Source organism: Mycobacterium sp. MUNTM1, from assembly GCF_054660795.1.
In genome coordinates this window covers 1-8,910 of sequence record NZ_BAAGDE010000103.1, presented here as the reverse complement: position 1 = coordinate 8,910, position 8,910 = coordinate 1, and the positions used below count along the sequence as shown (strand labels likewise).

The 8,910-nt window shown below is 67.0% G+C and carries 10 protein-coding genes; 6 read left to right on the top strand and 4 right to left on the bottom strand.

Going from position 1 to position 8,910, the window contains the following annotated elements; all coding sequences use genetic code 11:
* From ACYQ8K_RS29425 to ACYQ8K_RS29415, 3 genes are all read right to left on the bottom strand, one after another.
* Positions 1 to 1,205: MlaD family protein (locus tag ACYQ8K_RS29425; RefSeq protein ID WP_459974825.1), on the bottom strand; the 1,205-nt coding region annotated here is incomplete at its 3' end.
* A gap of 10 nt (positions 1,206 to 1,215) precedes the next feature.
* Entirely contained in the window at positions 1,216 to 2,079 is an 864-nt protein-coding gene (locus ACYQ8K_RS29420) for an ABC transporter permease (protein WP_459974823.1), read from the bottom strand.
* 1 nt (position 2,080) lies between these two features.
* Entirely contained in the window at positions 2,081 to 2,923 is an 843-nt protein-coding gene (locus ACYQ8K_RS29415) for an MlaE family ABC transporter permease (RefSeq protein ID WP_459974821.1), read from the bottom strand.
* Positions 2,924 to 3,227: 304 nt separating this feature from the next.
* Here ACYQ8K_RS29415 and ACYQ8K_RS29410 point away from each other — a divergent pair, with 304 nt between their 5' ends.
* From ACYQ8K_RS29410 to ACYQ8K_RS29390, 5 genes are all read left to right on the top strand, one after another.
* Positions 3,228 to 3,860 (top strand): TetR/AcrR family transcriptional regulator, encoded by a 633-nt coding sequence (locus ACYQ8K_RS29410; protein WP_459974819.1) that lies wholly within the window; start codon positions 3,228 to 3,230, stop codon positions 3,858 to 3,860.
* Positions 3,861 to 3,886: 26 nt separating this feature from the next.
* Positions 3,887 to 4,168 (top strand): phosphoribosyl-ATP diphosphatase, encoded by a 282-nt coding sequence (locus ACYQ8K_RS29405; protein ID WP_459974816.1) that lies wholly within the window; start codon positions 3,887 to 3,889, stop codon positions 4,166 to 4,168.
* Positions 4,169 to 4,170: 2 nt separating this feature from the next.
* Entirely contained in the window at positions 4,171 to 5,025 is an 855-nt protein-coding gene (gene hisG / locus ACYQ8K_RS29400; protein ID WP_459974814.1) for an ATP phosphoribosyltransferase, read from the top strand.
* 119 nt (positions 5,026 to 5,144) lie between these two features.
* Complete coding sequence (locus ACYQ8K_RS29395; RefSeq protein WP_459974812.1) at positions 5,145 to 5,657, top strand: DUF4126 domain-containing protein; 513 nt, start codon at positions 5,145 to 5,147, stop codon at positions 5,655 to 5,657.
* Positions 5,654 to 7,024, top strand: a complete 1,371-nt coding sequence (locus tag ACYQ8K_RS29390; protein ID WP_459974810.1) for an FAD-containing oxidoreductase — start codon at positions 5,654 to 5,656, stop codon at positions 7,022 to 7,024. Before ACYQ8K_RS29395 ends, ACYQ8K_RS29390 begins: the two co-directional genes overlap by 4 nt.
* On the opposite strand, the gene ACYQ8K_RS29385 is transcribed toward ACYQ8K_RS29390, so the two are convergent.
* Positions 7,021 to 7,917, bottom strand: a complete 897-nt coding sequence (locus ACYQ8K_RS29385; RefSeq protein ID WP_459974808.1) for a RecB family exonuclease — start codon at positions 7,915 to 7,917, stop codon at positions 7,021 to 7,023. The genes ACYQ8K_RS29390 and ACYQ8K_RS29385 overlap by 4 nt on opposite strands.
* Positions 7,918 to 7,991: 74 nt before the next feature.
* On the opposite strand from ACYQ8K_RS29385, the gene trmI reads away from it, so the two are divergent.
* The gene (gene trmI, locus ACYQ8K_RS29380) at positions 7,992 to 8,837 is read left to right on the top strand and encodes a tRNA (adenine(58)-N(1))-methyltransferase TrmI (RefSeq protein WP_459974806.1); all 846 of its coding nucleotides are present in this window, start codon (positions 7,992 to 7,994) and stop codon (positions 8,835 to 8,837) included.
* The last annotated feature ends 73 nt before the right edge of the window (positions 8,838 to 8,910 follow it).

The following is an 8,910-nucleotide window of genomic DNA, read 5'->3' as shown; positions in this document are numbered from 1 at the left end:
GGCCCGACCGCGACGAGGTTTCCGTCCGGGCCGATCACGGTGCCGGGCGGTGGCGCCAGATCCTTGGGCGGATGGTAGTTCTGCGGCAACAGCACCTCGGGTAGATCGGGTCGCACCGGAATCAGCGGCGCGGTAAAGCAACTGGGTCCTTTGAGCTCGCCGTAGTGCGGACAGTCGGCGCGCGTGTAGGTGGAACTGGGCGTGAAGGTGAGCATCGCGCGCATGTTGCCCAGGTTGGTCCGGGGGTTCCACACCTGTTCCATGAACTGGTTGCCCAGGTTGTCCAGCTTGGCGACGGCTGGCACGAAGTTATTCGACTTCTGCGCCAGGACGCCGAGCACCGGCGTGAAATCGGTGGTGATCCTGATCAGCTGGTCGATGTGGTTGTCGAAGGACTGGCGCGTCGTGCCGACGGTGTAGTCGGCGCCCGAGAGCAGCGAGGCCAACTGCCCGCGGGTTTCGGCGAAGGTCCGCATCGGCTCGACGGCCTGATGCAAGGCATCGAGGAGGTCGGGTGCCGTCTGGGCGAGCCCGGTCGTCGCGTCCAGCAGTGCCGACACCGTCGAGGGGCCGGCATCGGTGCTGACGATCGAATTGAGCTGATCGAGAAGGCGATTCAGTTGCGCCCCGGCGTTCAGGAGGCTAACGCGGCGGTGGTCGGTGGCCGCACCCAGCGCGGCCAGGATCCCCACCGACCTGTCGTCGCGGCCTCGCCCCGCCGCGGCGAGCAGGTCACGCAACTTGCTGACCGTCGTCTGGAACAGCACGGTCGGCAGCCGCTTGTCCTCCAGGATGTGGGCGCCGTTGCGGATTATCACACCGGGGCCGTTGCCCACCAGCTGGACCGACGAGACGGCGAAGACGTTACTGGGCACCACGCGTGCGGTCACGTTGGCCGGAATCGACTTGGCGTAGTCCTGTTTGAGGTCGATGTGGACGTAGTTGGGCTTGCCGTGGGCCGCAGGCACGACGTCGTTGACCATGCCGACGAGCACGCCGTGATATTTGACGTCGGACTTCTGCGGAAGGCCATCGCCCACGTTGACCAGGTCGGCCACCACCCGCACGTAATCGTTAAGTCGCCCAGTGGATTTGACCAGCATCGCGGTGGTGACCAGGGCGCTGACCACCACGACCGCAATCCCGATGCCGAACAGCTGCCGGTCCGTCGGGCCGCGGCCGTCCAGCTCAAAGGAATTGGGCATGTTCCACGACCTACCCGCCGAACCTGGCGCCGGAGTCGACACCCCACAGCGCCATGGTGAGCAGCATGTTCACGATGATCACGACGGTGATGCTGGCCCGCATGCCGTGCCCCGCTGCGACGCCGACGCCCTCGGGCCCGCCGCTCGCGTAATACCCGTAGTAGCACTGGATCGTCGACGCGATCCACACGAAGATGACGGCCTTGATCAACGAATAGACGATGTCCTGGCCGGCCAGCATCAGCGTGAAGTAGTGCAGATACGAGCCGGTCGAGCCGCCGCTGCCGATGCCGACCACGACCTGTGTGCTCAGGTATCCGATCGCAAGGCAGGCGGCATACAGCGGGACGATCGCCACCACCGACGCGATCAGCCGGGTGGTCACCAGGTACGGGATCGGGCGGATGGCAATCGATTCCATCGCGTCGATCTCCTCGGCGATGCGCATGGATCCCAGCTGGGCGGTGAAGCGGCAGCCGCCCTGCATGGCGAACGCGAGCGAGGCCATCAGCGGAGCCAGCTCGCGGGTGTTGACCAACGACGACACGAACCCGGTGGCCGGCCCCAGGCCGAGCAGGTCCAAAAAGTTGTAGCCCTCGATGCCGACGAGGGCGCCGACGGTCATGCCGAGCACGACGGCCACACCGGCGGTGCCCCCACCCACCACGATCGAGCCGTTGCCCCAGGTGATGTTGGAGAGCAGCCGCAGGAACTCGGCGCTGTACTGGCGCAAGGCAAGTGGCACGGCGACCAGCGCTCGGACGAAGAAGACGAGCAGGTGGCCGAGCCGGACGATCGGCGCTCTGCCCCGGCGGTAGAGCCGGGCGAGCGGCACCGAAATCGGTGCGAAAGGCTGATAAGCCGAGGCCGTCACGTCAGAGTCCCGTCCTTGGAGACAACATGATGTAGAGCTGGCTGATGGCAACGTTGACGATCATCAACAGCAGGATCGCCTCGACCACGGCGGCATTCACGGAGTTCGCGACGCCGGTCGGTCCGCCCTTGGTGGACAGGCCCTTCTGGCTCGACACGATCGCCACGATGGCGCCGAACACGATCGCCTTGATCAGCGCCAAGATCATGTCGCCGGTCGTCGCGAACGACGCGAACGTCGACACGAAGCTGCCCGGCGCCCCGTTCTGGAAGTACACGTTGAACATGTAGCTCGCAAAGAATCCGGCGAAGCACACGACGCCGGTGAGGGCCACGCCGATCATCACCGCGGCGGCGAAGCGGGGGACGACCAGGCGGCGGATCACCGAGACGCCCATCACCTCCATCGCGTCGGTCTCTTCGCGCATCGTTCGCGAACCCAGGTCGGCGGTGATGGCCGACCCCACGGCCGATGCCATCAGGACCGCGGCCACCAGCGACGCCCCCTGGCGGATGACCGCGAGCCCGCTGGCCGCCCCGGCCAGCGACGTGGCGCCGACCTGGCCGGCCAGCAACGCGAACTGGATGGACAGGGTGACGCTGATCGGCAGCGACACCAGGATCGTCGGCAGCACGGCGGTGCCGGCCATGAACGCGCCCTGCCGGACGAACTCCTGCCACTGGAATCGCCCGGTCACCAGGTCGTAGAAGAAATATTGCGCGGTTCGCACACCCAACACGAACTGCTCGCCTACCGTCGTCAGCGAGGCGACCGGGTGACGTTTGACATACCCCACGGACCAGGTCCGGATGGCGGTGACGCCATCTAGCTGTGTCGTCGTCATAGCGGCGTGACCTGCGGTCCGTCTAGCAAACCCATGGCACAGGTCATCGCGTACCAGCTACCGCTTTCATCGGCCCTCTCCCACCCCTAAATGCTGAGTGCCGAGCGGAGAACGGCGGGCGGCCGTCGGACGCTATCCTTATTAAAATAGTGTCAACAGCCGCCAGGACTCCGCAGCTCATCGGTGTGTGCGGCATCACATTAGCCTATTTGATAGCGACTTTCAATAGTGTAGAGTCACTCATCTCAGTTCGTCGCTGCGCGGCACCGTGGGGTTTCAATGTCGGATTGACGAAGGTGATGGCATGCCCTCAGCAAACACCGGTTCGCTCCGCGACCGACGCCGTGCCGAGCTGCTGTCCCAGATCCAACGGACCGCGCATCGGCTGTTCGCCGAGCGGGGCTTCGAGGCGGTGACGACCGAGGACATCGCGGCGGCCGCCGGGATCTCCATCAGCACGTATTTCCGGTACGCGCCCACCAAGGAAGGCTTGCTGGTCGATCCCGTGCGGGAGGCGGCCGCCGAGATCGTGGGTGCCTACAGCGCCAGGCCGCCAGATGAGTCGCCGGTCGAGGCGTTGATCCAGCTGTTCGTCACGCACGCCAGGGATGTCAGCGGGGTCGACAACCTCGACACGTGGCGCCTTGCCGTCGCGACCGCGCCCCACTTGTTGAGCAAATCCGTTTTGGTCAGCGAGACCGACCACGGCACGCTGATACGGCAGGTTGCTCACCGGATGAATGTCGATGCGGCGGTTGACATTCGGCCCGCGCTGTTGGTCCATACCAGTTTGGCCACGGTGCAATTCGTCCTCGATGGATGGCTGACCTCAAACATCGCCGAGAGCCCACCGTTTCACGTCCAGCTGGAGGAGGCGCTGCGCATCACCCTCGCCGGATTCGACGGACAACGGGGCTCAGAACCTGGCCGGGGCTAAACCGCCGTGACTTTGCTCGCCGCCGCGTGAAACAATCGCTGGCCGTGAAGACCTTCGAGGATCTGTTCGTCGAGCTGGGCGAGCGTGCCCGCACCCGGCCGGCCGGCAGCGCGACCGTCGCCGCGCTGGACGGCGGCGTCCACGGGCTGGGCAAGAAGATCCTCGAGGAGGCCGGCGAAGTGTGGCTGGCCGCCGAACACGAATCCGACGAAGCGCTGGCCGGCGAGATCAGCCAGTTGCTCTACTGGACACAAGTGTTGATGGTGGCGCGCGGGCTGACCCTCGACGACGTGTATCGGAAGCTGTGACCATGCTGCGGGTTGCCGTTCCCAACAAGGGCACGCTGAGCGAGCCGGCCAGCGAGATCCTCGCCGAGGCGGGCTACCGGCGACGCACCGATTCCAAGGATCTGACCGTCATCGACCCGGCCAATCAGGTCGAGTTCTTCTTCTTGCGGCCCAAAGACATTGCCATCTATGTGGGTTCGGGAGAATTGGATTTCGGCATCACGGGCCGGGATCTGGTGGGCGATTCCGACGCACCGGTGCGCGAACGGCTGGCGCTGGGATTCGGCTCGTCCAGCTTCCGCTATGCCGCGCCGGCCGGGCGTGACTGGAAGATACCCGATCTGGCCGGCAAACGGATCGCCACCGCTTATCCCAATCTGGTCCGAAAAGACTTGTCCGGGCGTGGTATTGAGGCGACGGTCATCAGGCTCGACGGTGCGGTGGAGATCTCGATTCAGCTCGGCGTGGCCGATGCCATCGCCGACGTGGTGGGCTCTGGGCGCACCCTGAGCCTGCACAACCTGGTGGCATTCGGCGAGCCGCTGTGCGATTCGGAAGCGGTGCTGATCGAAAGCGACCACAGCAGCAAGTCCGGCACGCAGGCGGCGCGCGATCAACTGGTGGCGCGGATCCAGGGCGTGGTGTTCGGCCAGCAATATCTGATGCTGGACTACGACTGCCCCCGCTCGGTGCAGGACAAAGCCACGGCGATCACGCCGGGCCTGGAGTCGCCCACCATCGCACCGTTGGCCGACCCGGATTGGGTGGCCATCCGCGCGCTGGTGCCGCGTCGCGGCGTCAACGAGATCATGGACGAGTTGGCCGCCATCGGCGCCAAGGCGATCCTGGCGTCCGACATCAGGTTTTGCCGGTTCTAATCGCGCACGCGGTGCAAAACGGGCTGCTGTGTTAGCGTCCGCCTCGGGGCACTGCCCGGGTTGGCGTGTGGGCCGTCCCCGCATCAGTCGCCGGTGTTCGTCTCCCAGGAGGGTCTTCCGTGACACACGCACTTCTTGTCTTGCTGGCTTTACTGATTGGTGTCGTGGCGGGGCTGCGCTCGCTGACCGCACCCGCCGTCGTCGCCTGGGCCGCGTACATCGGCTGGATCGATCTGCACGGCACATGGGCGGGCTGGATGGCCAGCATCATCACGGTGATCGTCTTCACCGTTCTCGCCGTGGGCGAACTGATCAACGACAAGCTGCCCAAGACGCCGGCCCGTACCGCGCCGCCGATCTTCGCGGCCCGGATCGTCATGGGCGGGCTAGCGGGCGCGGCCCTCGGCGCGTGGCCGCACTGGACGTTCACCGCGCTGGGCGCCGGCATCATCGGTGCGGTGCTGGGCACCCTCGGCGGCTACCACGCGCGCAGGCGGCTGGTCGCCGCGACGGGCGGCAAGGACCTGCCGATCGCGTTGCTCGAGGACGCCGTCGCGATCGTGGGCGGGTTCGCCATCCTCGCGGCGACGGGTCACGTGTTGACCGAGTACCTGCTGACGGCGGTTAAGTGACAGAGCATTTCGATGCGATCATCGTCGGCGCCGGGCAGGCCGGCCCACCGCTGGCGGGTCGGCTGACCGCGGCTGGGCAACGCGTCGCGGTGGTGGAGCGCAAGCTGATCGGCGGCACTTGCGTCAACACCGGATGCATCCCGACCAAGACGCTGGTGGCCTCCGCGCATGCCGCGCATCTGGCGCGCCGTGGCGCTGAATACGGCGTCGGCACCGGGCCGGTCAGCGTCGACATGGCGAAGGTCAAGGCCCGCAAGGACGAGATCATGCTCGGCGACCGCAAAGGCGTCGAGGATTGGCTCGAGGGCATGAACGGCTGCACCGTTTTTCGCGGCCACGCGGTTTTTCAGGATCCGCACACGCTTCGCGTCGGCGACGATGTGCTGCACGCCGACCGCATCTTCCTCAACGTGGGTGGGCGTGCGGTGGTGCCCGACATCCCGGGCCTGTCCGAGGTCGACTTCCTCACCAACGTGTCGGTCCTCGAACTCGACACGGTGCCAACGCATCTCGTCATCGTCGGCGGCAGCTATATCGCCCTGGAGTTTGCGCAGATGTACCGGCGGTTCGGGGCCCGGGTGACCGTCGTCGAACGGGGGCCGCGGCTCGCATCGCGCGAGGACGAGGACGTCTCGGCAACCGTCGAAGAAATACTGCGGGCCGAAGGCATCGACGTCATCGTAGGCGCCGATGATGTGCGAATAGCCAAGTCCGGCAATGGGTTCGAGCTAACACCTCGTGCGGGCGCCGCCCCCGTCGAGGGGAGTCACCTGCTGCTTGCGGTGGGCCGGCGACCCAACACCGACGACCTCGGCCTGGAAGCGGCCGGAGTGCGGACCGATGCCCGCGGCTACATTCTGGTCGACGATCAGCTGAAGACCAGCGTCGATCACATCTGGGCGATGGGCGACTGCAACGGCAAGGGCGCCTTCACCCACACCTCCTACAACGACTTCGAGATCGTCGCCGCCAACCTGCTGGACGACGACCCGCGCCGGGTGAGCGACCGGATCACCACCTATGCGCTCTACATCGATCCGCCGCTCGGGCGTGCCGGCATGACCGTCGATCAGGTCCGCGCGTCGGGCCGCAAGGCGCTTCTCGGCAAGCGGCCGATGACCAGAGTCGGCCGGGCGGTGGAAAAGGGTGAGACGCAAGGCTTCATGAAGGTCGTGGTGGACGCCGACACGCAGGAGATCCTGGGGGCCGCCGTCTTCGGGGTCGGCGGCGATGAGGCGATCCACGGCATTCTGGACGTGATGTCGGCCAAGGCGCCCTACACCACGCTGTCGCGGACCATGCACATCCACCCCACGGTCAGCGAGCTGATTCCCACGCTGCTGCAGGAGCTCTCGCCGCTCGACTAGGCCGCCGGCTCCGTCGGACACGAATCAGTCTGTGCGCCAAGTGATTCCGGCCATCCCGGATAGGGCGGCGGCGTTCCCCCGAACAGCGGGCAGTGCTGCTGGTGGGGGCACCAGTCGCACAGCCGCGACTGGCTGGGACGGAAATCGCCCGTCTGCCCGGCGGATTGGATGGCCCGCCAGATCGCCATCAGCGTCTTCTCGAACCGCAGCAGCTCGTCGCGGTCGGGCGTGTAGTCCAGCACCTGGCCGTCGGCCAGATAGATGAGTCGCAGCCGGCTGGGCTGCACACCCCGCGAACGCAACAGCGCCACGGCATAGAACTTCATCTGGAACATGGCCTTGAACTCGGCCAGGGCTCGCGCGGCCGGCGGGGCCTTGCCCGTCTTGTAGTCGACCACCCGAAGCTCGCCGGTGGCCGCGACGTCGATCCGGTCGATGAAGCCACGGAGCAGGGTGCCGTCGGCGAGCTGGACCTCCACCCGCTGCTCGCAGCATTCCGGGTTGAACCGGGTCGGGTCCTCGAGCCGGTAGTACCCGGCGAGCAGCGCCTGCGCCTCGGCCAGCAGCTGCTTGCGCTGCGCCGGATCCAGGTCGGCGGTCATCTCGGGCGTCGCGGCGATGATCTGGTCCCACGCAGGCTCCACCAGCGACATGGCGGTGTCGGGGCCGCGCTGCTCGGCGGGCAGGCCGTAAAGCTGTTGCAGGGCGGCATGGACCAGCGATCCGCGTAGCTGCGCGGCCGACGGCGCCTCGGGCAGCCGGTCGATGGCGCGGAATCGGTACAGCAGCGGGCATTGCTTGAAGTCGGCGGCGCGCGACGGCGACAGGGCCGGGCGGTACACCTGCCCCGCCGGGCGTTCCGCCGCCCGGGGCGCCTCCGGCTGGACGATCATGTCGGCAGCCTAGGACCGGGCGCCGACAACCCCCAAACACCTGCGGCGGCGAGTCGGCTGGCACGCTAGACCGCGTGTCCGTAACCGGCCCTTTCACCGAGGGCGAGCGCGTCCAGCTCACCGATGCCAAGGGTCGGCATTACACGGTCGTGCTCACCGCGGGCGCCGAGTTTCACACCCATCGCGGGGCGATCCCGCACGACGCGCTGATCGGGCTCGAGCAGGGCAGCGTGATCAAGTCCAGCAACAACGCCGTGTACCTGGTGATGCGGCCCCTGCTGATCGACTACGTCATGTCGATGCCACGCGGGCCCCAGGTGATCTACCCGAAGGACGCCGCCCAGATCGTGCACGAGGGCGACATCTTCCCGGGCGCGCGGGTGCTGGAGGCCGGCGCGGGCTCCGGCGCGCTGACCTGTTCGCTGCTACGCGCGGTCGGGCCCGAAGGCCGGGTGACCTCCTATGAATTGCGCGCCGACCACGCCGAGCACGCCGAACGCAACGTGTCGGTGTTTCACGGCGGGCAGGCGCCCGACAACTGGCAACTGGTCATCGGCGACGTCGCCGACTCCGAGTTGCCAGACGGGTCTTTCGACCGCGCCGTGCTCGACATGCTCGCGCCGTGGGAGGTGCTGGAGTCGGTCGCGCGACTGCTGATCCCCGGCGGCGTGCTGATCATCTACGTGGCCACCGTCACCCAGCTGTCGCGCGCGGTCGAGGCCCTTCGGGCGCAGCAGTGCTGGACCGAGCCACGTTCCTGGGAGACGTTGCAGCGCGGCTGGAACGTCGTCGGTCTCGCGGTCCGGCCACAGCATTCGATGCGCGGCCACACCGCCTTCCTGGTCTTCACGCGACGGCTCGCGCCCGGCGTCGTCGCGCCCGTGCCGTTGGGCCGCAAGCGGGAAGGCCGCGACGGCTAGCTGTACTCGGCAGACACGTTGGTGACGGTTGTTGATTGTGGGGAGGACCTCCGGGCTTAGTGGAGATATCTGA

Excerpts from the sequence above, each read along its gene's own strand:
- ACYQ8K_RS29385 (WP_459974808.1), bottom strand. The coding sequence starts at position 7,917 with ATGATCGTCCAGCCGGAGGCGCCCCGGGCGGCGGAACGCCCGGCGGGG.
- ACYQ8K_RS29415 (WP_459974821.1), bottom strand. The coding sequence starts at position 2,923 with ATGACGACGACACAGCTAGATGGCGTCACCGCCATCCGGACCTGGTCC.
- hisG (WP_459974814.1), top strand. The coding sequence starts at position 4,171 with ATGCTGCGGGTTGCCGTTCCCAACAAGGGCACGCTGAGCGAGCCGGCC.
- ACYQ8K_RS29410 (WP_459974819.1), top strand. The coding sequence starts at position 3,228 with ATGCCCTCAGCAAACACCGGTTCGCTCCGCGACCGACGCCGTGCCGAG.